Origin of the sequence: Streptomyces longispororuber (assembly GCF_014656095.1) — a bacterium.
Classification (GTDB): Bacteria; Actinomycetota; Actinomycetes; order Streptomycetales; family Streptomycetaceae; genus Streptomyces; species Streptomyces longispororuber.
In genome coordinates, this window is record NZ_BNBT01000077.1 from 12,790 (window position 1) to 37,192 (window position 24,403).

General features: G+C 75.0%; 19 protein-coding genes and 2 pseudogenes. 8 read left to right on the forward strand and 13 right to left on the reverse strand.

The window, feature by feature from the left end:
* Positions 1-92: 92 nt before the first annotated feature.
* Positions 93-434: a YbaB/EbfC family nucleoid-associated protein gene (locus tag IE330_RS22620; protein WP_190137920.1), complete on the reverse strand. Its 342-nt coding sequence runs from the start codon at positions 432-434 to the stop codon at positions 93-95.
* Between the two features lie 269 nt (positions 435-703).
* On the opposite strand from IE330_RS22620, the gene IE330_RS22625 reads away from it, so the two are divergent.
* Positions 704-1,513 carry an SLATT domain-containing protein gene (locus IE330_RS22625; protein WP_190137921.1) on the forward strand — a complete coding sequence of 270 codons (810 nt, stop codon included), beginning with the start codon at positions 704-706 and terminating at the stop codon, positions 1,511-1,513.
* Positions 1,514-1,797: 284 nt separating this feature from the next.
* On the opposite strand, the gene IE330_RS22630 is transcribed toward IE330_RS22625, so the two are convergent.
* The 5 genes and pseudogenes from IE330_RS22630 to IE330_RS22650 form a co-directional block, all read right to left on the reverse strand.
* Positions 1,798-2,448 carry a putative DNA-mimic protein gene (locus tag IE330_RS22630; protein ID WP_190137922.1) on the reverse strand — a complete coding sequence of 217 codons (651 nt, stop codon included), beginning with the start codon at positions 2,446-2,448 and terminating at the stop codon, positions 1,798-1,800.
* 228 nt (positions 2,449-2,676) lie between these two features.
* Positions 2,677-5,130 carry a dolichyl-phosphate beta-glucosyltransferase gene (locus IE330_RS22635; protein ID WP_190137923.1) on the reverse strand — a complete coding sequence of 818 codons (2,454 nt, stop codon included), beginning with the start codon at positions 5,128-5,130 and terminating at the stop codon, positions 2,677-2,679.
* A gap of 233 nt (positions 5,131-5,363) precedes the next feature.
* Positions 5,364-6,056 (reverse strand): annotated as a pseudogene (locus tag IE330_RS22640) (GntR family transcriptional regulator); the annotation flags it as partial.
* Between the two features lie 198 nt (positions 6,057-6,254).
* Positions 6,255-7,622: an aspartate aminotransferase family protein gene (locus IE330_RS22645; RefSeq protein ID WP_190137924.1), complete on the reverse strand. Its 1,368-nt coding sequence runs from the start codon at positions 7,620-7,622 to the stop codon at positions 6,255-6,257.
* 280 nt (positions 7,623-7,902) lie between these two features.
* Entirely contained in the window at positions 7,903-8,112 is a 210-nt protein-coding gene (locus IE330_RS22650) for a hypothetical protein (RefSeq protein ID WP_190137925.1), read from the reverse strand.
* A 590-nt stretch (positions 8,113-8,702) separates the two neighbouring features.
* Between IE330_RS22650 and IE330_RS22655 the strand changes: the two genes are divergently transcribed.
* Both IE330_RS22655 and IE330_RS22660 read left to right on the forward strand, forming a co-directional pair.
* On the forward strand, positions 8,703-9,479 hold the full coding sequence (locus IE330_RS22655; RefSeq protein ID WP_229925842.1) for a response regulator transcription factor: 777 nt from the start codon (positions 8,703-8,705) through the stop codon (positions 9,477-9,479).
* A gap of 12 nt (positions 9,480-9,491) precedes the next feature.
* Positions 9,492-10,805 carry a sensor histidine kinase gene (locus tag IE330_RS22660; RefSeq protein WP_190137926.1) on the forward strand — a complete coding sequence of 438 codons (1,314 nt, stop codon included), beginning with the start codon at positions 9,492-9,494 and terminating at the stop codon, positions 10,803-10,805.
* On the opposite strand, the gene IE330_RS22665 is transcribed toward IE330_RS22660, so the two are convergent.
* Both IE330_RS22665 and IE330_RS22670 read right to left on the reverse strand, forming a co-directional pair.
* Positions 10,780-11,592 carry a VTC domain-containing protein gene (locus IE330_RS22665; protein ID WP_190137927.1) on the reverse strand — a complete coding sequence of 271 codons (813 nt, stop codon included), beginning with the start codon at positions 11,590-11,592 and terminating at the stop codon, positions 10,780-10,782. The genes IE330_RS22660 and IE330_RS22665 overlap by 26 nt on opposite strands.
* Positions 11,589-12,215 carry a DUF4956 domain-containing protein gene (locus IE330_RS22670; RefSeq protein ID WP_190137928.1) on the reverse strand — a complete coding sequence of 209 codons (627 nt, stop codon included), beginning with the start codon at positions 12,213-12,215 and terminating at the stop codon, positions 11,589-11,591. The genes IE330_RS22665 and IE330_RS22670 overlap by 4 nt, the downstream gene beginning before the upstream one ends.
* A 145-nt stretch (positions 12,216-12,360) precedes the next feature.
* On the opposite strand from IE330_RS22670, the gene IE330_RS22675 reads away from it, so the two are divergent.
* Complete coding sequence (locus IE330_RS22675) at positions 12,361-12,951, forward strand: DJ-1/PfpI family protein (RefSeq protein WP_190137929.1); 591 nt, start codon at positions 12,361-12,363, stop codon at positions 12,949-12,951.
* A 182-nt stretch (positions 12,952-13,133) separates the two neighbouring features.
* Positions 13,134-13,565 carry a MarR family winged helix-turn-helix transcriptional regulator gene (locus IE330_RS22680; protein WP_229925844.1) on the forward strand — a complete coding sequence of 144 codons (432 nt, stop codon included), beginning with the start codon at positions 13,134-13,136 and terminating at the stop codon, positions 13,563-13,565.
* 13 nt (positions 13,566-13,578) lie between these two features.
* On the opposite strand, the gene IE330_RS22685 is transcribed toward IE330_RS22680, so the two are convergent.
* The 3 genes from IE330_RS22685 to IE330_RS22695 all read right to left on the reverse strand — a co-directional run bounded on the left by IE330_RS22685 (position 13,579) and on the right by IE330_RS22695 (position 15,645).
* A complete protein-coding gene (locus IE330_RS22685; RefSeq protein WP_190137931.1) occupies positions 13,579-13,788 on the reverse strand; it encodes a hypothetical protein in 210 nt (69 codons plus the stop codon).
* Positions 13,788-14,255: a hypothetical protein gene (locus IE330_RS22690; RefSeq protein WP_190137932.1), complete on the reverse strand. Its 468-nt coding sequence runs from the start codon at positions 14,253-14,255 to the stop codon at positions 13,788-13,790. The genes IE330_RS22685 and IE330_RS22690 overlap by 1 nt, the downstream gene beginning before the upstream one ends.
* Before the next feature lie 127 nt (positions 14,256-14,382).
* Entirely contained in the window at positions 14,383-15,645 is a 1,263-nt protein-coding gene (locus tag IE330_RS22695; protein ID WP_190137933.1) for a helix-turn-helix domain-containing protein, read from the reverse strand.
* 321 nt (positions 15,646-15,966) lie between these two features.
* On the opposite strand from IE330_RS22695, the gene IE330_RS22700 reads away from it, so the two are divergent.
* Positions 15,967-17,880 carry a serine/threonine-protein kinase gene (locus tag IE330_RS22700; RefSeq protein ID WP_190137940.1) on the forward strand — a complete coding sequence of 638 codons (1,914 nt, stop codon included), beginning with the start codon at positions 15,967-15,969 and terminating at the stop codon, positions 17,878-17,880.
* Positions 17,881-18,116: 236 nt separating this feature from the next.
* Here the strand turns inward: IE330_RS22700 and IE330_RS22705 are convergent, their stop codons facing one another.
* Positions 18,117-18,530, reverse strand: coding sequence for a hypothetical protein (locus IE330_RS22705; protein WP_229925843.1), 414 nt, complete (start codon positions 18,528-18,530; stop codon positions 18,117-18,119).
* A 432-nt stretch (positions 18,531-18,962) separates the two neighbouring features.
* Here IE330_RS22705 and IE330_RS22710 point away from each other — a divergent pair, with 432 nt between their 5' ends.
* Entirely contained in the window at positions 18,963-22,631 is a 3,669-nt protein-coding gene (locus IE330_RS22710) for a WD40 repeat domain-containing protein (RefSeq protein WP_190137935.1), read from the forward strand.
* A 12-nt stretch (positions 22,632-22,643) separates the two neighbouring features.
* Here the strand turns inward: IE330_RS22710 and IE330_RS22715 are convergent, their stop codons facing one another.
* A complete protein-coding gene (locus tag IE330_RS22715) occupies positions 22,644-23,927 on the reverse strand; it encodes an adenylosuccinate synthase (protein WP_190137936.1) in 1,284 nt (427 codons plus the stop codon).
* 174 nt (positions 23,928-24,101) lie between these two features.
* On the opposite strand from IE330_RS22715, the pseudogene IE330_RS22720 reads away from it, so the two are divergent.
* Positions 24,102-24,403 (forward strand): annotated as a pseudogene (locus IE330_RS22720) (diacylglycerol kinase); the annotation flags it as partial.

Sequence of the window (24,403 nt, forward strand, 5' to 3'; positions counted from 1 at the left end):
GGCCGTCTTTGAAGGTAACGGCCGGGACGGGAGACCCGGGACGGCCGGAACGGCGGACGATCAGGACGGGGGACGGCCGGAACGGCGGACGGTCAGAACGGCAGGCCGGGGATGCCGCCGCCGCCCAGGCCCTGCGCGAGCGGGCCGAGCTTCTGCTGCTGGAGCGCCTGGGCGTTCTCGTTCGCCGCGTGCACGGCGGCCACGACCAGGTCCGCGAGGGTCTCCGTGTCCTCGGGGTCGACCGCCTTGGGGTCGATCACCAGGGCGCGCAGCTCACCGGAACCGGTGACCGTCGCCTTGACGAGGCCGCCGCCCGCCTGGCCGTCGACCTCGGTGCGCGCCAGCTCCTCCTGTGCCTTCGCGAGGTCCTGCTGCATCTTCTGGGCCTGCTGGAGCAACTGCTGCATGTTGGGCTGTCCACCACCGGGGATCACGATCAGCTCCTGGTGTGTCGGTCGATTGCGTACGACGTGCTTGTGGGCGGGTTGACGCCTGCCACGAGCCTACGTGGTCGCGGGTGCCCGCGCCCCGGCACTCCCGAGGGCACTCTTTCGGGTGAGAAACGCCGCACTCCTATACCCGATCAACAGACCCTTCCAGGAGGAAAAGCCGCGAAAACGACCGCATACCCACCCATTGGGCGGTAGGACTGGACGCCGCACAGAGGCACCGTCCATTACGTTGCGTCACTTATGCGGGACTTATGCGGAAGCCGAGGGAGTGCCGGGTGAGCCACCACCAGCCGGATATGCAGCCTGAGGGGGTGCCCCATGAGGGGCAGGAGGCCGGGGCGGGGGCATCAGGCACACCGTGTACGGCGGGTGACGGCCCCGGCTGCGAACTGGGCCCGCGGGTGTTCCCCACGGGCGACTGGGGCGATCCCGCCGCCCGCCTCGACGAGCTGTACCGGTGGGTGGAGCGGGGTGCGCTGGACACCGCGGCGTGGTACTTGCGCGACCGCGTCCGCAAGCGGCGCGCGGCCCGGCTGCTGCGCTGCGGCGCGGCGCTCGGCGCCCTCGGCGGCGGGACGCTGCCGCTGCTCGACCTCACGGGGGCGGTGACGGGCGGGGCCGCCTGGGGGTTCGTCTCGCTGCTCGCCGGGGTGGCGTGCGTGGGGTGCGACCGGTACTTCGGGTTCACGTCCGGGTGGATGCGGGACGTGGCCACCGCGCAGGCCGTGCAGCGGCGGCTGCAGGCGCTCCAGTTCGACTGGGCGTCGGAGAGCGTGCGGGAGGTGCTCGGGCCGACGGAGGGGACCGCCAGTGAGGCGGCGGAGCGGTGCCTGGGGGTGCTGCGGAGGTTCTCCGAGGACGTGACGGAGCTGGTGCGGGCGGAGACGGTGGACTGGATGGTGGAGTTCCGTGCGCGGGGCGCTGCGCTGGCCGTGCAGGGGGGTGGGGGCGGGGGCGGGGGTGCCCCCGGGCGGGAGCCCGGGGGTGTTCCTGGGCGGTTTCCCCTGCCGCCGGGGGCGCGGCCGAACATGCCTCGGCAGCGGCCGCCTGAGCCTCGGTGAGGGCTGTTGCTGCGGCTTGCTCTTGTGCTGCCCCTGTGCCGGGGCGGGCGGCGCCTTGGCGGCCTGGTTGTACGGCTGGGCGGCACCTACGGCTGTGCCCACCCGTCCCGCCCTGCGGGACGTCTGCCCACAGCGGGGGGGGCGTGCCCACAGCGGGGGGGGCGTGCCCACAGCGGGGGGCGTGCCCGCAGCGGGCGCCCGCGGCGGGGGCGGGTGGGCGGGGCGGGGGCGGGTGGCGCGTGCCCGCGGCGGGGAGGGAACCGCCGCTGGGGCGGCGGGGGGGGCTAGCTGTAGATGATCATGGAGCCTTGGGCGAGGCTTCGGGTGGTGGCTGCGTGGAGGCCCAGCCAGACGTGGCGCTCGCGGGCGTAGGGGCTGGCGTCGTGCGGGGGCGGCGGGGCCGGTTCCTCCAGGGTCGTGGGGGACTGCGGCGGCGCCGGGGGCAGGGGCGGGTTCGCGGGGTCTATGCCGATGGCCGGGGCCACGAACTCCAGCTCCCGCAGGAGCGCCTGCGAGGAGCCCAGCGGGCCGCCGCCCGCGAGCAGCTCGTCGTTGGCGAGCGGTGCCGGGAAGTCCACGGGCACGTACGCCCCCGCGTGGTCGTAGTGCCACACCAGGTGCGACTGCTGGGCCGTCGCGTCGAACATCTCCAGGAGCTGTTCGTAGTCCCCGCCGAGCTCGTCCACGGGCGTGACCTCCAGGCCGCAGACCCGCAGCAGGTACGCGCGCCGCAGGAAGTGCAGCGCGTCGTAGTCGAAACCCGCGACGGGCGCCACGTCGCCGGAGAGGCCGGGCATGTACGCGTAGACGGGGACCGGCGGCAGTCCCGCCTCGGTCAGCGCCTTGTCGTACGTGGCGAGTTCCTCGGCGAAGGGGTTGTCGGGGCTGTGGCACAGCACGTCGACAAGCGGGACGAGCCACAAGTCGCAGGCCAAGAAAGGCTCCTCGGGTCAGAACGTCGAACGTCGGACGACGTGGGGTTCGGACGGGTCGGGTGGGGGGGGTTGGGTGTGACAGTCGGGTGGGCGTCGGGGCGAGTGGTCGGGGCGAGTGGTCGGGGAGCGGTCGGGGGGTGGTCGTCGAGTGGTCGGGGGGCGCGTGCGACGGCGCACGCGCCCGCTACGGTGCGTGTTGTTCCCGCAGCGTAGTGGCAGCCGTGCCGCTCAGGCTCCCCCTCGTACGTCCCAGATCCACACCCCGTCTACCCACTTTCCGCGCTGTTCAAGGAGATCGTCCAGGGTCGTGCGCAGCGCCGCGTCGGCGGGCTGCGGGGCGAGCACGACGACGCCCGCGTTCCAGAACCGCAGGTCCTCGCGGACCGCGCGGCGCCAGGCGTCCGTGGCGCGCACGGCCCGGCCGGAGCCCCGGATGTCGCGCAGGAGGTTGGAGGTGTTGCGGGGCGGGGCGCCGTAGATGCCGATCCGGTCCGGGCCCCAGGGCCCGTTGAAGTAGCCGCCGGGGAGGCGGAAGCCCAGGCCGGCGGTGGTCTGCCAGTGCAGCGCCTCCGCGTAGCCGGGGTCCGGGAGCGGCACCGGTACGAGGGTCTCGCCCGCGGCCGTGTCCACGTACCGCCGCCAGGTGCCGTCGGCGACGAACGCCGGGACGTCGATCCGGTCCACGGCCTTCAGCGGCAGCGGCACGATGGGGAGCAGGGCCGCGGCGACCGCGCCCAGGCCCGCGTACCGCGCGACGAGCCGGCCGCGGCCCGGCGCGGACCCGGGCGCGCGCTCCTCCCGCGTCACCAGGTGTTCGATCGCGAGGGCCACCAGCATGCCGAGCACCGGCGCGCACACCATCGCCACGCGCCCCTCGATGACGGACTCGAACAGCGGCCGGTCGGCGAGGAGCGCCCACGGGCCCGGCAGCACCACGTCCGTCAGCGGGATGCGGAACTTCGGCCCCAGGGAGAGCAGCGCCGCCGCCACCGCCGTGACCGCGAGGGCCTTCACCACCGGGCGCCGCCACAGCCACACCGCGATCGCCAGGGCGAGGACGACGAGCGGCCAGCCGTAGAAGGCGTTCTGCTCGGTGGGGTTCATCGACAGCGCGGCGGCGGTGTCCGCGTCGCCCGCCAGCGAGCGCTCGGCGAAGGAGAGCAGGGCGAGCGGGCTGTTGCCCGCGTCGTCGCCGTGCAGCACGCTCTTGTAGCTCTGCGGCCCGAAGAACTGCCACCACAGCGGGAACGCGACCAGCGGCAGACACACCCCGAGGCCGATCCCGACGCCCCGCGTCAGGGGGTGCCAGGCGGCCCGCGCCACGTCCCGGCGCACGACCGCGTACGCGAGCGTGAACAGCACCATGCCGAGCGCCGCGAGCAGCAGCGGCTCCTCGCCGAGGAAGATCTGGTACGTCGCGAACAGGCCGAGCACCACCCCGTCCCGGACCACGTGACGGCCCTCGCAGAGCCGCAGCGCCCGGTCGATGATCAGCGGGATCATGAACAGGACGATGAAGTTCGGGTGCGCGTGCGCGTGGCTGACCATCGGCGGCGCGAAGGCGGCGAGCGCCGCGCCGGTCGCCGCGGCTCCCCGGTGGCGTACGAGGCGTCTGCGCAGCAGCCAGTACCAGACGGTCGCGGTGGCGGCGAGGCCCAGCGTCATCGCCACGTTCAGGCTGACCGCCGGGCCGAACACCCAGGTCACCGGGGCGAGGGGGACGGAGAGGCCGAGCATGACCGTGTTGGCCATGAGGTTCACGCCGTCCGGCGCGTTCTGGAGGGTGGTGAACAGGGGGTTGTCGAAGTGGCTGACGTTGCGGGCGGTGACGGCGAAGAACCACTCCCACTGGTTCTGGTCCTGGAGGGCGTGGGGCAGGTAGCGGTGGTCCGGTGAGATCCAGCGGCGCGCGTACAGGGCAATCGAGGCGGCCAGGAAGAGGAACGCGACGAGCAGGTCGGCGGGGCGCAGCGCGCGGGCCCGCAGGGCAGTCAGCTCGGCGAGGACGCGGGCGTAGTCGGCGGGCCGCACCTTCGAGCCCTCCTGGTGCGACCAGCGCACCGGCACCTCCGCGACCGGCCAGCCCTGGGACCGGAAGTGGTGCAGTATCTCGACGTCTATGCCCCAGCCGCGCAGCCGGGACGCGGCGAAGGCCGCGCGGGCACGGTCGCCGTCGAACAGCTTGAACCCGCACTGGGTGTCGCGGATCCCGGGGACGGCGACCGTACGTATCAGGAAGTTCCCGCCCCGGCCGAGCAGCTCGCGCAGCCGGTGCTGGTGCACGCCGATCGTCGCGCCGGGCCGGGCACGGGAGCCGACCGCCGCCGCGTGGCCCTCGGCGAGCGCCTTCTCCAGGGCCTCCAGCTCCTCTATGGGCGCGGCGAGGTCCGCGTCCGTGACCAGGACGCGGCGGCCGTACGAGGCGAGGACGCCCTGGCGCAGGGCGTGGCCCTTGCCGCGGTTCGCGCCGCCGCGGACGAGCTGGACGCGGGGGTCGGCCGCGGCGGCCTCGGCGGCGATGTCCGCCGTGCGGTCGCTCGACCCGTCGTCGACGACGATCAGCTCCCAGGCCGGGGGCCCGCCCGGCGCGTCGAGGTAGGCGCGGACGGCTTCCAGGGTGGGGCCGAGGCGGTGTTCCTCGTTGTAGGCGGGGATGACGACGCTGAGGTCCACGCCGGTCATTCGGCTGCTCGCCGGGGGGTGGCGGGGTGGGCGGGGTCGTCGGGCCGGTTGCTCCCGTGGCTCTGGGGGCTCTGCTGGCTCTGGGTGCGCTGGGTGCGTCGGCTGTGCTCGGCGGCCCCGGCGTTCCCGCCGTGCTCGCTGCCTTGGGCGTTCCCGCTGTTCTCGGCGTTCTCGGCGTTCCCGGCGTTCCCGGCGTTCCCGGCGTTCCCGGTGCCCTCGGCGTTCCCGGTGTCCTCGGCCGCCAGTGTTTCGACCAGCCGCAGGGAGTGCGCGTTGTACTCCGCGACGATCGTGTGCGCCGTACACGCGTCGTGGCGTGCCAGGGCGTCGACCAGTTCGGTGTGGCGGGACCACAGGCGGCCGCGCAGGTGGCCGGCGCGTTCGGCATGGCGGCGCAGGTGCGGGACCGCGCACACCCAGGACTGGACGCGCAGGCGGTGCAGGAAGTCGGCCAGGTAGGGGTTGCCGAAGAGGGCGCTCAGCTCGCGCCAGAAGCGCAGGTCGTAGCCGATGAGGACGGTGAGGTCGCCGGCGGCGGCCGCGCGGGAGGCCTCCTCGCCGCGGCGGCGCACCGACACGAAACCGGACGGCGGTACGGGTACGCGGTCCGACGCGGCCGCCAGCTCGCGGAAGATGCCGTCCGCTATGAGGCCGCGCGCCTGGAGCATGCCGCGGTAGTCGGCGAGCGAGTGCTCGTGCACGCGGAAGCCGCGGTGCTGCACGGAGTCCAGGAGGCCGTGCGCGGTGAGGTGCACCAGGGCCTCGCGGACCGGGGTCGCGGAGACGCCGTACTGGTCGGCTATCTCCTTCACCGTGAACTCCTGGCCCGGCACGAGGCGGCCCGCGAGGATCTCGTCGCGCAGGGCGTCGGCGATCTGCTGGCGCAGGGTGCTGCGGATGACGGCTGGGCCGTCGGCTCCGGGCATGGTTGGTGGCCTCCCCCTGCGTGGTCGTCTGCGGCTTCGCCGGACGCGTGGTGGTGTCGTCGCTTACGAGCACGTCAGACTACGCGGTCGGGGTTCCGCCCCGGCCGGCCCGGCCCCGCCCCGCCTGCGCCCCGGCCGGGCGGGGCCCGGCGGCGCCGGCCCGGCCGGGGGTGGGAGAGGGAGCCCCGCGGGGCGGGGCTACGCGGTGTGGGCGTCGGCCGCGTCCAGGGCCCGGTCCAGGGCCGCCAGGCCGGCCTTCGCCTCGGACTCCGTCACCGTGCACGGCGGCACCACATGTGTACGGTTCATGTTCACGAACGGCCACACCCCGTTCGCCTTCGCGGCCGCGGCGAACGCGGCCATGGGCGCGTTGGCCTCCCCGGTCGCGTTGTAGGGGACGAGCGGCTCACGGGTCCCTCGGTCGCGGACCAGCTCCAGGGCCCAGAACATGCCGAGCCCCCGCACCTCCCCCACGCTCGGGTGGCGCGCGGCCAGCTCGCGCAGGCCGGGGCCGACGACCTCGGCGCCGATCCGCGCCGCGTTCTCGACCACCCCCTCGTCCTCCATGACGTTGATGGTGGCGACGGCGGCGGCGCAGGCCAGCGGGTGGCCGGAGTAGGTGAGGCCGCCCGGGTAGGGCCGCCGGGCGAAGGTCTCGGCCACGGCGCCGGAGATGGCGACGCCGCCGAGCGGCACGTATCCGGAGTTGACGCCCTTGGCGAAGGTGAGCAGGTCCGGTACGACGCCCTCGTAGTGGTCCACGGCGAACCACTTGCCGGTGCGGCCGAAGCCCGCCATCACCTCGTCCAGGATCAGGACGATGCCGTGCCGGTCGCACAGCTCGCGGACGCCCGCGAGGTAGCCGGGCGGCGGCGGCATGATCCCGGCGGTGCCGGGGATCGTCTCCAGGATGACCGCGGCGATCGTGGCCGGGCCCTCGAAGGCGATGGTGTCCTCCAGGTGCGTCAGGGCGCGCTCGCACTCCTGGGTCTCGTTCTCGGAGTGGAACGGCGACCGGTACAGGAACGGCGCCCAGAAGCGCACGACCCCCGCCGAACCGCTGTCGTTGGGCCAGCGGCGCGGGTCGCCGGTGAGGTTGATCGCGGCGGCGGTGGCGCCGTGGTACGAGCGGTACGCGGAGAGCACCTTGGGGCGGCCCGTGTGCAGCCGGGCCATGCGGGTGGCGTTCTCCACGGCCTCGGCGCCGCCGTTGGTGAAGAAGATCCTGTCCAGGTCGCCCGGGGTGCGCTCGGCGATGAGCCGCGCCGCCTCCGAGCGCGCCTCGACGGCGAACGCCGGCGCGAACGTGGCGAGGCTCGCGGCCTGCTCCTGGATGGCGGCGACGACCTTGGGGTGCTGGTAGCCGATGTTCGTGAAGACGAGGCCGCTGGTGAGGTCGAGGTAGCGGTTGCCCTCGTAGTCCCAGAAGTACGAGCCGTCGGCGCCGGCCACCGCGAGCGGCGTGATGAGTTCCTGTGCCGACCAGGAGTGGAAGACGTGCGCGCGGTCGGTCGCGGCGACCGCCGCGCCGCGCTGGGGGTCGGGCTGAGGGGTCAGAGGGGTCATGGGGGCGAGGGTAGGGGTGGGGGATGGGGGCGCGGCATGTGCGGGGTGTCTGGCGACCGCCGCATAACCCGACAATCTGTCGGGCCCCGCGGCCCCCCTGGCGGAGCGGTCCGCGCGCGGAGAATCCGGTCCGCCCGTACCGCCCGTACCGCCTGTATCGCCTGTATCGCCTGTACCACCCGGCCACGCGTCGCCCGTCGGCGTACGTCACCACCTCATCGGTGGAACGAACGCTCTACTCAGAGGAGGAACAGGTACGCGGCCCGCGCCTTCGGGGCGCTCAGTCGTCCGGGGCCGGGCGGACCCGGGGGCCGGTGGCGTCGCAGGTGATGGCGTACGACAGGTCGTCGTCCGCCGCCGTGTCGTCGCTCGGCTCCGCCTCCAGGCGGACCACGCGCCCCGGGCCCCGTACGACGTCCTCGTCGAAGTGGTAGCCGTCCGCCGGGCTCCAGGACACGAGGTACGCCGTGCCGTCCGGGCGGCACTCCACCGTCGCCGTCCCCCCGGTGAAGCGGACCGTCGAGCGCCGCCCGGGAACCGCGGGAGCGGACGGGTGCGACGGTGACGACGTCCGCGACGAAGGCGGAGGCGAAGACGGCGACGCGGGCCGCTCGTGCCTCCCGGCCTCCGGGGGACTCGGCGGCGCCGACGGGCCCGGCGGGTCCGGCGCACGCGGTGTCGCCGAGGGACCGGCCGACCGTGCGGGCGGCGGAGGTGTCCGCGTGGGCTCGGCGGCCAGCGCCCTGCGCACCGCCCCCTCGTCCAGCGGACGGCTGTGCGCCGTGCCCCCGCCGTCCGCGCTCGCGAGCTGCCACGCGCCCAGCGCCCCGGCCGCCGTGCCCACGGCGACCCAGGCGGCCGTCCCCACCGCGCCCCACCTCTTCCCGCTCCACCACTTGCCCGTGGCACCTGGCCTCATGGCACCCGCCCCGCCCTTCACCGTCCAGGCCGCTTCGGCCCTCACCCTCCCCGGGCCTTCCCTAACGTCCGGTTAAGGCCCCGGTTAAAGCTCCGCAAGGACCCGTGCCCGGCGTGAACCAGGGAGTGAAGTGCGCGCGAATCCCTGGCTACCGTGGCCCCATGGCCCATCTTCTCGTCGTGGAGGACGATCCCCAGTTGCGCGGTGCCCTGCTGCGGGCCCTGCGGGACAAGGGGCACGCCGTCGCGACGGCGCCCAGCGGCATGGCGGGGCTCGACGCGGCCGTCACGCAGCGGCCCGACCTCGTCGTGCTCGACCTGGGGCTGCCGGACGTGGACGGGGCCCAGGTGCTGCGGATGCTGCGGGCCGTCAGCGACGTACCGGTCATCGTCGCCACCGCGCGCGACGAGGAGCCGGAGATGGTGGCGGTCCTGGGCGCCGGGGCGGACGACTACATCGTGAAGCCCTTCGGGGCGGCCCAGTTGGACGCCCGCGTGAAAGCGGTGCTGCGCCGCCTCGGCGCGGGCGCCGCGGAGGAGCCGCTGCGGGTGGGCGGGCTCACCGTGGACCCCGCCGCCCGCGAGGTGACCCTGGACGGCAGCCCCGTCGACCTCACCCCGCGCGAGTTCGACCTGCTCGCCCACCTGGCCCGGCGCGCGGGCCAGGTGGTGTCGCGGCGCGAACTCCTCGCCGAGGTCTGGCACCAGCCGCTCGGCGGCGCCGACAAGACGGTCGACGTCCATCTGTCCTGGCTGCGCCGGAAACTGGGCGAGACCGCCCAGGCCCCGCGCTACCTCCACACCGTCCGCACAGTGGGCGTCAAACTCGCCGCCCCGGACACGACCACCACCCCTGTCGCCACTGAAGAATCCGCCGCGCCGACCGACACCACCGCCCTCGGCGAACCCGCCGCCCCCGCGCGGGCCGCGCGGCCCTGACGGGCGGGTCCCGTGCGCCGTCGGCTCCTGCTCCTCACCGCCGCCACCACCGCCCTCGTCCTCACCGCGCTGCTCGTCCCGCTCACCCTGCTCACCCGCAGCCACGCCGCCGACCGCGCCACCGCCGAGGCCACCGCGCGCGCCCAGTGGGTGGCCCACGCCATCGGGCCCGCGCTGGCCTCCAGGAAGGAGCGGGCCACCGCCGAGCAGACCGTCGAGAGCGTCAACGGGCCCGGGCTGCCCCGTACGTCGCTGGTCCTGGGCGACGGGACCGCCCTCGGGCCGGGGCCCGCCGCCGTCACCGACGCCGTGCGGCTCGCCCGCACCGGGCGGGCCTTCACCTACGAGCCCTCCTCCGGCGGGCGGCAGGTCCTGGTCCCCGTCCACGGCGCCGCCGACGGCACCGCGGTCGTGCGCGTGACGCTCACCGAACGGCAGTTGTACGCCGGTACGCTCGCCTCCTGGCTCGTGCTCGCCGGCATCGGCCTCGGGCTCGTCCTCCTCGGGCTGCTGCTGGCCGACCGGCTCGGGGCCCGCCTCGTGGGCGCCACGCGGAGCCTGGCCCGCACCGCGGACCGGCTCGCCGCCGGGGACCTGTCGGCGCGTGCCGCCCCGGACGGACCCCCTGAGCTGCGCCTCGTCGCCGCCGAGCTGAACCGGCTCGCCGCCCGCATCGACGACCTGCTCACCGCCGAGCGCGTCACCGCCCGCGAGAACGCCGCCGACCTCGCCCACCGGCTGCGCACCCCGGTGGCCGCCCTGCGCCTGGACGCCGAGAGCCTGCGCGACCCGGAGGAGGCGCGGCGCATCGCCGCGGACGTCGAGGCGCTGGAGCGCAGCGTCGACGACGTCATCCGCAAGGCGCGCCGCCCGCTGCGCGCCTCCCCCGGGGCGAACCTGGCGGCCGTCGCCCGCGAACGCGCCGCGTTCTGGCTGCCGCTGGCCGAGGACCAGGGGCGCCGCGGCGAGACCGTCACCCCCGGCCACGCCGAACCCGTGACCGTACCCGTCCCGTACGACGAACTCGCGGCCTGCCTGGACGCGCTGATCGGCAACGTCCTCGACCACACGCCCCCGGGCACCGCCTACCGCGTCACCGTCGACGCCGCCCCCGGCGGGCACGCCCGGCTGACCGTCGCCGACGAGGGGCCCGGGTTCCCCGCCCCGGACCCGGCGACCGCCACCGCCCGGGGGGCCAGCGGCGGCGGCTCCACCGGGCTCGGCCTGGACATCGCCCGGCGTACGGCCGAGGACGCGGGCGGCACCTTCGCCGTGGCGCACGGCCCGACCCGGGTCACCCTCACGTTTCCGCGCCCGGGCCCGTGACCCGCGGGAACGCGACCCGTACCGCCCGCGCCCACCGGTTGGCCCCCAGCTCCGGCCGGACCGCCGCGAAGCCGCCGCAGTACTTGGTGAACTCCGCGGCCCGCAGCCCGTACCGGTGCAGCACCCGGTCCGCCTCCGTGAGCTTGCCGCGCGTCTTCGTCTCGACCAGGACGAGCCCGCTGTCGGCCGCCGCCGTCCGGCCCGTCGCCACGTCCCGTACGACGAGCGCGGCGTCACAGGTGATGCGCTGGCCGTCGGCCACGAACGTCGCCCGGCGGTAGTCGGTCACCAGCGAGGGCCGCAGCGCCCGCGGCGCCTCGATGCCGTACGCGCCGCGCAGCACCCCGGCCAGGAAGCCGCGCCGGGCGCCGTCCAGCGCGTGCTCCTCGCCCCGCATGCGCTGGCGGTGCTTGACGGTCTCGCCGCGCCCGGTCTTCAGCTTGACCTCGAACTGCCGCTCCCCGCTGTCCTGGTAGACCCGCTCCCGGATGCGGTAGCGCAGCCTGCGGCCCTGGCGGTGGTCGTGGAACGTGCCGAGGTCCGGGGTGTCGTAGTACGTCGAGACGTAGCCGAAGCTGCGGCGGCCGTTGATGCTCAGGGCGCGGAACGGGCCGCCGCGGCGGCGCGGGTCGGTGAGCAGCGCGGCGAAGTCCTCGAAGACCTCGACGGGGACCAGGTAGCTGTGGTCGTAGCGGGCGAGCAGCTCCGCGCGGGCGTTCAGCTCGGCGAGCGAGACGGGGTGGGCGGCGAGCGCGGCGCGGCTGAGGGCACGCAGGGCAGGGTTCACGCGAGCTCCTTGCTGAGGCGTGGGGCCGGTCGTGACGTCTTCCGTACGAACGACCGGGACGGCCGCGCGGGTTCCGGCTGCCGGAAGCGGACTTCCAGGACCATGAGGTCGCGTACGTAGTCCACCTCGTGCACGGTCCAGCCGAGCGGCTCGCCGAGCCGGTGCCGCAGCTCGGCGCGCAGGGCGTCCTCCTCGCGGTACACGGCGTCGAGGGTCACGACGGCCCGGCGGTCGTGGGCGTACAGGCGCGGGTGGTCGGCGACGTACATCACGAGCAGCAGCACGGCGGCGAGGCCCGCGGCCATCGGCAGGGAGAGGCCGGGGAGCCCGCACAGGAGGCCCAGGACGAGCGTCGTGAAGTAGTACGCGACCTCCTGGTGGCGCACCGCGTCGGAGCGGAGCCGCACGATCGACAGCACCCCGAAAAGACCGAACCCGAGCGCGAGGCCGCCGCCCTTCGCCTCCGAGAGGGCCGCGACGACGGAGAACAGGGCGACGTTCAGGGCCAGGTACGCGGGCACCAGCTCGCGCCTGCGGTGGCGCGGATAGAACACGGCGAAGGTCAGCAGCGCCACGGCCGCGAGGTCGAGCCCCAGGTGGGCGGCGAGGGTCTGTAGGTCCATGGCCCGGACGCTAGGGAGGCGGGGGTTAAGGGGACTCCTCGTGCGCGTTAAGCGCGTCGCGAGAGCATTGACAGCACACTGTCGTAATGACAGCATCCTTACATCAGCCCGGGGACGACCCGGGCGCCGGCCCTCGGAGGTCCCCATGAGCAAGGCCGTCCACCTCGCCGTCTACGACACGCTCGCCGACTGGGAGACCGGGTACGCGACCGCGTACCTCGCCCGCACCGGCCACACCGTGCGCACCGTCGCCCTCACCGCCGAGCCGGTCACCAGCGTCGGCGGCGTCCGCGTCCAGCCCGACCTCACGCTCGACGCGCTGCGCCCCGAGGACAGCGAGCTGCTGATCCTGCCGGGCGCCGACCTGTGGGACACCGGCACCGGCCTCGCGCCGTTCGCCCGCGCCGCCCGGGCCTTCCTCGACGCGGGCGTGCCCGTGGCCGCGATCTGCGGCGCCACGGCGGGGCTCGCCCGCGAGGGGCTGCTCGACGACCGCGCGCACACCAGCGCCGTGCCGATGTACCTGGACGCGACGGGGTACGCGGGCGCGGGGCGGTACGTCGACTCCGACGCCGTCACGGACGGCGACCTGATCACGGCGGGCCCCACCGAGCCGGTCGCGTTCGCCCGCGAGGTCCTCAAGCGCATGGGCGCCTTCGAGGGCGAGCAGCTCGACGCCTGGTACCGCCTGTTCCACGACTCGGACCCGGCGGCGTACGAGACGCTGAACGCATGAGCCACACGACGAACGGCGCCCGCGCGGCGGCACGGGAACCCGGCGCGGCGCAGCCCCTCGACGCGACGCAGCAGCCCGACACGACGCAGCAGCCCGACGCGGCGCAGGAAACGCACGCTCCGCAGGTAACACACACCTCGCAGGACACGCACGCCCCGCAGGACACCCGCGCGGCGCAGGAGTTGCTCAGCCGCACCGCGCTCGGCGTCTTCCGGCTCAACGGCCAGTTCCTCGCCGTCTCCGAGGAGCTGGCCAGGCCCGCCGGGCTCACCGCCGCCTGGTGGCAGGTGCTCGGCGCCGTCCTGCGCGAGCCGCAGCCCGTGGCGGGTGTCGCCCGCGCCATGGGCATCACCCGGCAGAGCGTACAGCGCGTCGCCGACCTGCTGGTGGAGCGCGGCCTCGCCGCGTACGCGCCGAACCCGGCGCACCGCCGCGCCAAGCTGCTGCGGCCCACCGAGGCCGGGCGCGCGGCCGTCGAGCGGATCCGGCCGGGCCACGCGGACCTGGCGGTACGGCTGCGGGACGCGCTCGGCGAGGAGGAGTTCGCCCGCACGGCCCAGGTCCTGGAGGACCTGTCGGACGCGCTCGCGCGGCTGGAGTCCGCGGAACCGTAGAGGTGCGCCCGGTTCACCAGCGGCGCCGCCGCGGCCGGGGCGGCGGCAGCTCCGCCCACAGCACGTCCTGCCGGGCGTCACGTACGCCCCTGCACAGATAGAAGGCGCCGCGGCACCGCTCCCTCCAGCCCAGGGCGCAGCGGGGGCAGGTACGCAGATGCTCCAGATAGACCAGGTACGCGGCTTCGGCGCGGCGCTCCAGCGAGGACGCGTCGGCGGCCATCACGGCACCACCGCCCGCAGCGGGTCCGCCGTGCGCAGCAGCGCGCGCAGATGCCGGGCGTCGCACAGCCGCCCGGGCGTCCGGGGCTCGACGATCCAGCGGGTGAGCACGGTCGGGTGGCCGGGACGGGGGACGCCGAGGTAGGTGTCCGTGGAGAGCCTCTCCTCCACCCCGTCCCACGCGGCGCCCGGCGCGATGAGCACGTAGTAGGGACCGAGGCTGCTGCGCAGGTCCCGCAGCACGGGCCCCGCGAGCCAGGCCCCCAGCACGTCGGCCACGGCCCGCACCTGGTCACTGCCCACCGCGGCGTGCACGCGCTCGGCCGACACACGCACCGCGTCGAAGCGCCGGCCCAGCGGGATGAGGGCTACGCCGTGCTGCCTCCACTGGGCCCAGACGTTGTCGGGGTCCGGGTCGGCGCGCGCCAGCCAGTCGCCGATGCGCCTTCTGTTCTCCGCTGTGGTCATCCGACTGCCCTCACGGTCACGGTGCTGTGCCTCACAACGGCGACCGTAGGGCGGACGGTGACGCGGCAGGGGTAGGGAGCCTCCCCCTTGGCGAAGGGGTAGGTTCCCTACCCGTCAAGCGATCACCTCACAGGGGCACGCCCAGCTCCTGGGCAAGGTCGGCCGCGTCCTCGCGCACCATCCGCGGACCCGCCTTCGCCAGTTCGGGCAGTGTGCTGCGGGTGTGCAGGTTGTACTGGATCGTCTCCGGGGACTCCCTGAAGGCGCGGTGCAGATAGCTCACGGCGGCGGCGCCCTCGTCGAGCATGTGGTGCGCGCGGGCCGTCTCGATGAGGTGGTAGCACCGGCGCGTCGCCGACGGGATCCTGTTCAGGTCGAGGCTCTCGGCGACCTCCAGCGCTTTGGCGGGCTGCACCAGGTCGTTGTGCATGGTGATGGCGTAGCCGTCGACGACGCCCCGCCCGAACATGAGCCAGGGGTGCGCGTAGTCCTCGCCGAGCCGGCGCGCCGCGTCGTCGGCCTTGTCCCAGTACCGCCAGGCATCCCCCGCCTGCCCGGTCTTGGCGTACGACAGGGCGACGGCGAGGTGCAGCAGCCCCCGCCGGGCGATGTCCTCGGGGTCCTCCGTGCCGGACAGCAGCGCGGCGGCCTGCTCGGCCAGGTCGACCCGGGCCTCCGCGGCTTCCCCGGCGTCGCGGTGGACATGGTTGACGTACCAGGCGGCGGAGGCGATCGCGCGCGGGCTGTCCGCCTCCTGCGCGGCGGTCATGGCCCGGTCCCCGGTGAGCACGACGAGGTCGGGGGCGGGCTGGAAGCTGAGGAACAACTGAGCGAGGTGGTAGGCCTCCGCCTGCGCCACGAGGGCACGGCGGCGCTCGGCGCCCTCCAGCACCCGAGCGGCGTGCCGGGTGTCGTCGAGCAGCGCGGGCAGGAGCCGCACGATGCGGGTGCGGTTGCCCTCGGTCGCACCCCGCTGCCCCGCCCGGCCATCCCGGGCGTGCCAGAGCTTCCACGCCTGGCGCAGCCTCGCGGCCAGCACCTCGGCGGGCTCGGGCCGCCGGTCGGCGGGGGCGAGACGGTAGCTGTTCAAGGCCTGCTTGACCAGGGGAAGTTGCCGGTGCTCGGCCTTGGTGTAGGTAGCTGCCGCGATGCGGTCGTCCCCGGTGAGTTCGGTGAGGTCCTCGACGCCGAGAACCCGCGCGAGCCTCACCAGCTTGGGCAGGCGCGGCATGCCGATGGCGCCCTTCTCGACGGCTTTGACCCACTCGACGGAGTGGCCCATCACGTCCGCCACGTAGGCGCGTGTCCTGCCCGCACGGGTACGGGCCCGCTGGACGCGCTGGCCGAAGGTGAGCTGCGGTACCGGTGCGGTGTCGGTGGTCTCGGGCATCTGGTGCCTCCGTTCAGAACGCGACACCCAGAACGGTACGCCTGACGGCTCCCGCCTCGCGGGGTCGTTCCGCTGGTGGGCTCCAGGCCCTGCCTGGTGGTGCGGTCACCCTCGCGGGCCACCCGCTGTCTCACGGAACTGTCACAGATTCCGTCGACGGCTGCGGAAAGAGCGCCCATGATGTGGGCTAATACGGACCGGAGGGGTGCTCCGTGGACCGTGTGCGCGGTCCGTAGACTCCTCGGTCTGTTGCACGGTGGGACACGCACAGTCGCCGCCGAGAAGTGGCTGGAACTGGGGGAGGACGGCGCCGCGATGGCCATGGAGAAACTGGGCCCGGGGGATCCGCAGCGGATAGGCGCCTACCGGCTGCTCGCGCGGCTCGGCGCGGGCGGGATGGGCCAGGTGTACCTGGCGCGGTCCGGCCGGGGCCGCACGGTCGCCGTGAAGCTGGTGCGCGAGGAGCTGGCCGCGCAGGACGAGTTCCGCGGCCGCTTCCGGCAGGAGGTGGAGGCCGCGCGGCGCGTCGGCGGCGCCTGGACCGCGCCGGTGCTCGACGCCGACACCGAGGCCGCGATCCCCTGGGTCGCCACGGGGTACGTCGCCGGGCCCTCGCTCCAGGCCGTCGTCTCGCACGACCACGGCCCCCTGCCCGAGCGGTCCGTGAAGATCCTGGCCGCCGGGCTCGCCAACGCCCTGAAGGACATCCACGCCGCCGGGCTCATCCACCGCGACCTGAAGCCGTCCAACGTCCTCGTCACCATCGACGGGCCGCGCGTCATCGACTTCGGGATAGCCAGGGCCCTGGAGACCGTCACCGACGGAGGCCTCACCCGCACCGGGGCCCTCGTCGGCTCCCCGGGGTTCATGGCGCCCGAGCAGGTGCGCGGCGACCGGATCACCGAGGCGGCGGACGTCTTCTGCCTGGGGTCCGTGCTCGCGTACGCCGCGACGGGGGCGCTGCCGTTCGGCACGGCCAACAGCGGCGTGCACGCGCTGATGTTCCGCATCGCGCAGGAGGAGCCCGACCTGGCGCGGGTGCCGGAGTCGCTGCGCGAGCTCGTCGGGCACTGCCTGGCCAAGGCACCGGGCGACCGGCCCTCCCTGGACGACGTCCTGGACCGCACCGGGGCCGGGGACACCCTCTTCGAGGGCAAGTCCCGCGACCCGTGGCTCCCGGGGGCCCTGGTGGCGCAACTGGGGCGGCACGCGGTGCAGTTGCTGGAGGTCGAGGACCCGGAGGGCGAGACCGGGCCCGCGTCCGCGGCCGGGGCCGAGGCCGGGTCCGTAGCCGGGTCCGAGTCCGCGGCCAGGTCTGAGTCCGCGGCCGGGGTCGGGACCCGGCCGGACGGTGACCCGGCGCCCGGGGCGGTGCGGCCGGGCGCGTCGGAGCAAGGGGACGCCCCGCTGCCGCCGACCGCTCCTCCCCCGCCCGGCATACCCGGCCAGGGCTCCGTCGACCGTCTGCCCACCATGGTCAGCGGCGCGCCCCCGGCCCCCGTGCCCACGCCCGCCCGGCCCGCCACGCCGCCGCACGGCCACCCGCCCGCCTACGGCCACCCGCAGCCCGCGCAGCCGATGCCGGCCGCCCAGCCCGCGTACGGCTATCCGCAGCCGCCCGGCGGCGTCACGCCCCCGTACGGGCCGCCGCCGCTCGACCCGCCGCGCCGCAGCACCCGCTCCACCGTGCTGCTCGTCGCCGTGGCCCTGGTCGTGGCGCTCGGCGCGGGCGGGACCGTGTACGCGGTGATGAAGGACAAGGGCGACCCGAAGGCCCACGGTGACGACAAGGGCCGCCGGAGCAGCGCCCCGACGACGCCGGGCACCCCCTCGGAGTCCGCGGGCCCCACCTCGCCGACGCCCTCCGCGTCCACCGCGGACGACGAGGGCACCGTGCCCGACAAGTTCCTCGGCACCTGGAACGGCACGCTCACCGGCGACGCGGGCGTCAGCACCCGGCGCCTGACCATCCAGCAGGGCGAGGTCGGCGACACCGTCCTGTCGCTGACCGCCGACGGCCCGCTGGCGGGCGGCGGCACCTACCACTGCGTCTTCCAGGGCACCCTGACCTCCGCCTCCGACGACGAGCTGCGCATCTCCGCGACCCAGGTCACGGTCGGCCCCGCCACGACCTGCGAGCCGGGCAAGCCGAGCGTCGTCACCGTCCTGCCGAGCGGCGAGCTGCGCCGGGCCGACGCGGACGGCGGCAAGGCGCTGACGTACACCAAGGGCTGACGCCAAGGGCTGACGCCAAGGGCTGACGCCAAGGGCTGACGCCGAGGACTGACACCGAGGGCGGGCCCCCGGGCGACCGAGGGCGGGCCTCCGGGCGACCGGGGGCCCGGACACGCCGGAGGGGCGCCGGGCCTGTCGGCCCGGCGCCCCGTGGATCAGTCCTCCGCCTGTGCTCCCCCGTCGGCGCAGGCGCCTGCGGCCCAGGCCGAGGACGCTTTCCAGCGGCCGGAGACGCCTCAGTAGGCGATCTTGCCGGTGCTGCGGTTCGCTCCCTTGAACTGGATGTAGAAGCCGGCGCCGTCGCGCACGTTCGAGGCGGCCACCTTCCACACGCCCTTCTTGGCCTTCTTCCAGCCGTTGCACTGGCCGGTGTTCTTGAAGCAGACCCGCACGTCACGGGTGTAGTTGACCTTCAGGTTGATGTCGGTGCAGTTCCTGGTGGCGTAGGCGTAGGTGCCCGTGGCCGGCCAGTGGGCGTTGCGGCCGGGGCCGCCCGGCGTACCGGTGTAGTTGCGGGCGCTGCCGTAGCAGGACTGGGCCGTCACGTCGCCCTTCGGCTCCGCGGCGCCGGCCGCCCCGGTCGCCATGGCGGCCGTCCCCCCTGCCAGCAGCGCGGTGGTCATGGCGAGCGGAACGATACGGGTGTGCATGCGCACGGGAATTCCCCCTGTATGTCGGCTGTTCGGCTGTCATGTCGGCACCGCCCCCGTCGCCGGGCGGCGGTCGGGCCGTGCAGCAGCGATTCCAGCGGCCGCGGAGTTGTCCCGCAGCCCACTCCCGTGCCACGGGACAAAGAACCGCGCCACGAGACGCCCGGCGGAACACCCGTGACGGGGATCTGAGGCGGCTCCCGCGCACCTCACAGGGGTGCGAGTTGGCTCGCGCGCCCCTTTGCCCGGCCCCGCCACCCGGTGTAGGCCTTGTCCCTCACGCACACCGGCACGCGACACGGAAGACACGGAAGACACAGAAGGCCCGCAAGGCCCGGAAGAGGCGCCGTGGGACGCCGGGGAGGCGTGCTGGGACGCGGGGAGGGCGTGCTGGGACGCGGGGAGGGCGCGGTGGGACGCGGGGGAGGCGCGGTGGGACGCCGGGAGAAGCCGATCGATCCGGACGCGGGGCCGGTGCAGCGGTTCGCGTACGAGCTGCGCGCGCTGCGCCGCGAGGCGGGCACGCCCACGTACCGGGTGATGGCCAAGGGCTCGGGGTACTCCGTCACCGCCCTCGCCTACGCGGTCGCGGGCGAGAAGCTGCCGTCCCTGCCCGTCACGCTGGCCTACGTGAAGGCCTGCGGCGGCGACCCGGCCGCCTGGGAGCGGCGCTGGCGCGAGGCCCGGCGCGCGGAGGCCGCGCTCCCCGCGCCCGGGGACGACGAGGTCGAACCGCCCTACCGGGGGCTCGCCCGCTTCGAGGCCGGGGACAGCGACCGCTTCTTCGGCCGCGACCGGCTCACCGGCGACCTGCTCCACCTGGTGCGCGAACAGCGCCTGGTCACCGTCTTCGGCCCCTCCGGCAGCGGCAAGTCCTCCCTGCTGCGCGCCGGGCTCATCCCCCGGCTGCGGCAGGCCGGGCCCGGCGCGCCCAGGACCGCCGCGATCCGCATCCTCACCCCCGGACCCCGGCCCGCACAGACGCACGGGCACCTCCTCGGCCCGGCGGCGGGTGAGGGCGAGACCTGGCTGGTGGTCGACCAGTTCGAGGAGGTCTTCACCCTCTGCCACGACGCGGAGGAACGGGAGCGGTTCATCGGCGAGCTGCTGGCCGCCCGCGACCCGGACCGGCGGCTGCGCGTGGTCCTCGGCGTCCGCGCGGACTTCTACGGCCACTGCCTCCAGCACCGCGAACTCGCCGGTGCGGTGCGCGACGCCGCCCTGCCGGTGGTGCCCATGAGCCCCGCCGAGCTGCGCGAGGCCATCGTGAAACCGGCCGCCGCCCAGGGCCTGCTCGTCGAACGCGCCCTGACCGCCCGGCTGATCGAGGAGACCGCGGCCGAACCCGGCGGCCTGCCGCTCACCTCGCACGCCCTCCTGGAGACCTGGCGCCGCCGCGAGGGCCGCACCCTGACCATGGCCGCGTACGAGGCCTCCGGCGAGGTCGCCGGGGCGCTGGCCCGCACCGCCGAGGAGCTGTACACCGGGCTGCCCGCCGGGCAGCGCGAGGTCGCCCGGCGCGTCCTGCTCCGCCTGGTCACCCCCGGCGACGGCGTCCCCGACACCCGCCGCCCCGTGCCGCGCGCGGAGCTCGACGCGGCCGGTGCCACGGACGTCCTCGACCGGCTGGCCCGCGCCCGGCTGCTCACCCTCGACCACGACACCGTCGACCTGGCCCACGAGGCCGTCATCACCGGCTGGCCCCGCCTGCGCGCCTGGCTCGACGAGGACCGCGAGCGGCTGCGCTGCCACCGGCGGCTCACCGAGGCCGCCGCGGCCTGGCGGGAGCTGGGCCACGACGCCGGGGCGCTGTACCGGGGCACGCGGCTCGCCACCGCCGAGGAGCACTTCCCCGACGCCCACGAGCACCCCGAACTGACTCCCCTGGAGCGGGACTTCCTCACCGCGAGCCTCACCGCCCGCGACCGGGAGCAGCGGGCGGCGGCCCGGGTCACCCGGCGGCTGCGCCGGTTCGCCGCGGCCCTGTCCGTGCTGCTCGTCCTCGTCCTGGCGGCCGGGCTGACCGCCTGGCGGGAGAGCCGCGACAGCGCGCGCGAACGCGACCGGGCCCGCGCCGCGCAGCGCGTGGCCCAGTCCCGCCAGCTCGCCGCGCAGTCGGCGGCCCTGCTCGGCAGCGACCCCGACCGGGCGGCGCTGCTCGCCGTGCGGGCCCACCGCACGGCCCCCACCCCGGAGGCCGCGAGCAGCCTGTACGCCGCGGCGGAGCTGCCGCTGCGGTACCGCTTCACCGCCGACGGCGGGCCGGTCCTCGCGGTGGCGTACAGCCCCACCGGGGACACCCTCGCCACCGGCGGCGCCGGCGGGACCGTACGGCTGTGGGACGGGGCCACCGGCCGGGCGCGGGCCGACCTCACCGGGCACGGGGGCGAGGTCTACTCGGTGGCCTTCAGCCCCGACGGACGCACCCTCGCCGTCGGCGGCGGCGCACGCGTCCGCCTGTGGGAGGTGGCCACCGGCACCGTGCGCACCACCCTCACCGGCCGCGGCGACACGGCCGCCACGCTCGCCTTCAGCCCCGACGGGAAGACTCTCGCCACCGGCGGCGACGACGGCACCGTACGCCTGTGGAACACGGTCACCGGCAAGGCGCGCGCGACGCTCACCGGCCACCAGGGCGAGGTCTCCGGGATCGCGTTCCACCGCGACGGGCGCACCCTCGCCACGAGCAGCGCCGACAGGACCGTACGGCTGTGGGACACGGCCACCGGCCGCGGGCGCGCCACCCTCACCGGCCACCGGGGCGAGGTCTCCGCGGTGGCCTTCAGCCGCGACGGCCGCACCCTCGCCACCACCGGGTACGACAGGACGGCGCGGCTGTGGGACGTCGCCACCCGCAGGACCCGGGCCGTCCTCACCGGGCACGCGGCCGAGGTCTCCGCCGCCGCGTTCGGCCCCGACGGGCGCACCCTGGCCACGAGCAGCGCCGACAGGACCGTACGCCTGTGGAACACGGCCACCGGCCGGACGCGGACCGTCCTCACCGGCCACACGGCCGCGGTCTCCGGGGTGGCCTTCAGCCGCGACGGGCGCACCCTCGCCACCAGCGGCTACGACAGGACGGTCCGGCTGTGGGACACGGCGCCGCGCACCCCGCACACCACCCTCACCGGGCACACCGCCCCGGTCTCCCTGGTGGTGCCAGGACCCGACGGGACGACCCTCGCCACGGGTGGCGCCGACGGCACCGTACGGCTGTGGAACACCGCGACCGGCCGGACGCGGGCCGTGCTCAAGGACCGTGCGGGGCCGGTGCTCGCGGCCGCCTTCAGCCGCGACGCGCGCACCCTGACCACCGTCGACGACGCCCAGCGGGTGCGGCGCTGGGACGTGGCCACCGGTGAGCGGCGCGCCGCGTCGGGCGACCGTACGGACGTGCTCGCGGCCGCGGCGATCAGCCCGGACGGGCGCACCCTCGCCACCCTGGTCGAGCAGCAGACGGTACGGCTGTGGGACCGGGCCGCGGAGCGGACCCGGGCCGAGCTGCGCCACTCCGCGGCGGTCCTCGCGCTCGCGTTCAACGACGACGGGCGGCTCCTGGCCACCGGCGGCGCCGACGGGACCGTACGCCTGTGGAACACGGCCACCGGCCGGGTCCGCGCCACGCTCGGCGGCCACCCCGACGCGGTCGAGGCGACGGCCTTCAGCCGGGACGGGCGGCTCCTCGCCACCGGCGGCGCCGACGGGGCCGTACGCCTGTGGAACACCGCGACCGGCCGGACGCGGGCCGTCCTCACCGACCGCACCGGCCCGGTCCTCGCGGTCGCCTTCAGCCCCGACGGGCGCACCCTCGCCAGCGGCGGGGCCGACGGGACGGTGCGGCTGTGGGACACGGCCACCGGCCGCGTCCGCGCCCGGCTCGCCGGGCACACCGAGTCCGTGCGCGCGGTGGCCTTCGGCCCCGGCGGGCGGACCCTGGTCACCGGCGGCGAGGACCGGACGGCACGGCTGTACCGTCCCGACCTGCCGACGCCGCCCGAGGCGGTCCGGCGGATCTGCCGGGCACTCGGCAACGGCCCGGCCGGGCAGGAGGACGGGAGCCCCCTGCCGACCGGGCCGCGGAACCGTGCGTGCCGGACGTAGCCGTCGTACCCGCTAGACGAAGGAGTTGATCTCGATCGTCTCGTCGCGGCCCGGGCCCACGCCGATCGCGGAGATCGGGGCGCCCGACATCTCCTCCAGCGCCTTCACGTAGGCCTGCGCGTTCTTCGGCAGGTCGGCGAAGGTCTTGGCCTTGGTGATGTCCTCGGACCAGCCCGGCAGCATCTCGTAGACGGGCTTCGCGTGGTGGAAGTCCGACTGGCTGTAGGGCAGTTCCTCGACGCGCTCGCCGTCGATCTCGTACGCCACGCAGACCGGGATCTGCTCCCAGCCGGTGAGGACGTCGAGCTTGGTGAGGAAGAAGTCCGTCAGGCCGTTCACCCGCGTGGCGTAGCGGGCGATGACCGCGTCGAACCAGCCGCAGCGGCGGTCGCGGCCGGTGGTGACACCGCGCTCGCCGCCGATCTCGCGCAGCGCCTCGCCGTCCTTGTCGAACAGCTCCGTCGGGAACGGGCCCGCGCCGACGCGCGTGGTGTACGCCTTCAGGATGCCGATGACACGGCTGATCTTCGTCGGGCCGACGCCGGTGCCGGTGCAGGCGCCGCCCGCGGTCGGGTTCGACGAGGTGACGAACGGGTACGTGCCGTGGTCCACGTCCAGGAGCGTGCCCTGGCCGCCCTCGAACAGCACGACCTTGTCCTCGTCGAGCGCGTTGTTGAGGATCAGCGTGGTGTCGGCGACGTACTGCTTGATGTTCTCGCCGTGCTCCAGGAGCTGCTCGACGATCTGCCCGGCCTCGATGGCGCGCCGGTTGAAGACCTTGGTGAGGAGCTGGTTCTTCTGCTCCAGCGCCGCCTCGACCTTCTGCTTCAGGATCGACTCGTCGTAGAGGTCCTGGACGCGGATGCCGGTGCGGTTGATCTTGTCGGCGTACGTCGGGCCGATACCGCGGCCGGTGGTGCCGATCTTGCGCTTGCCGAGGAAGCGCTCGCCGACCTTGTCGACGGTCACGTTGTACGGCGTGATGATGTGCGCGTTACCGCTGAGCAGCAGCTTCGACGTGTCCACGCCGCGCTCGTTCAGACCGCTCAGCTCGGAGAGCAGGACCGACGGGTCGACGACGACGCCGTTTCCGATGACCGGCACGCAGTCCGGCGAGAGGATCCCGGAAGGGAGGAGGTGCAGCGCGTACTTCTGGTCGCCTACGACGACCGTGTGGCCGGCGTTGTTGCCGCCCTGGTAGCGCACCACATAGTCCACGGATCCACCGAGCAGGTCGGTGGCCTTTCCCTTGCCTTCGTCACCCCACTGAGCACCGAGCAGCACGAGTGCGGGCACAGGCGTACACCCCTTCCGGGCGGGGCATGTCCAAGGTCGAGGGCCACGGCCGGGAGCCGTCGCCGCCGGGTGTGGGTGTGCCTTGGACGCCCCGGAATAGACGAAGCCCCTGGCGCAATAGCGCAAGGGGCTCTTGCACAAAGATGCTACCCGAGGACTAAAGAAAGGGCGCACGTGTCGGCCAGCGACCAGCGCGATGACCTCGTCGTGATCATCGATCCGGTCGCCCGGCGCGCGGACGGCGAGTCCGTACGCATCGCCAAGGACGTCCTTGGCGCGGGCGCTGCGCTCAAGGTCTGTCTGCCCGAGGGGCCCGAGGAGTTCGCCCGCGCCCTGCTCCGGCGGGGGGCGCGGCGGCCCGTCGTGGTCGGCGACGACGCGGCGCTGCGGCGGGCCGTCGGGGTGCTGCACCGGGAGCGGGCGCTCGGCGGGACCGACCTGGCGGTCGTGCCCGTCGCGGGCGTGGCCGCCGGGGT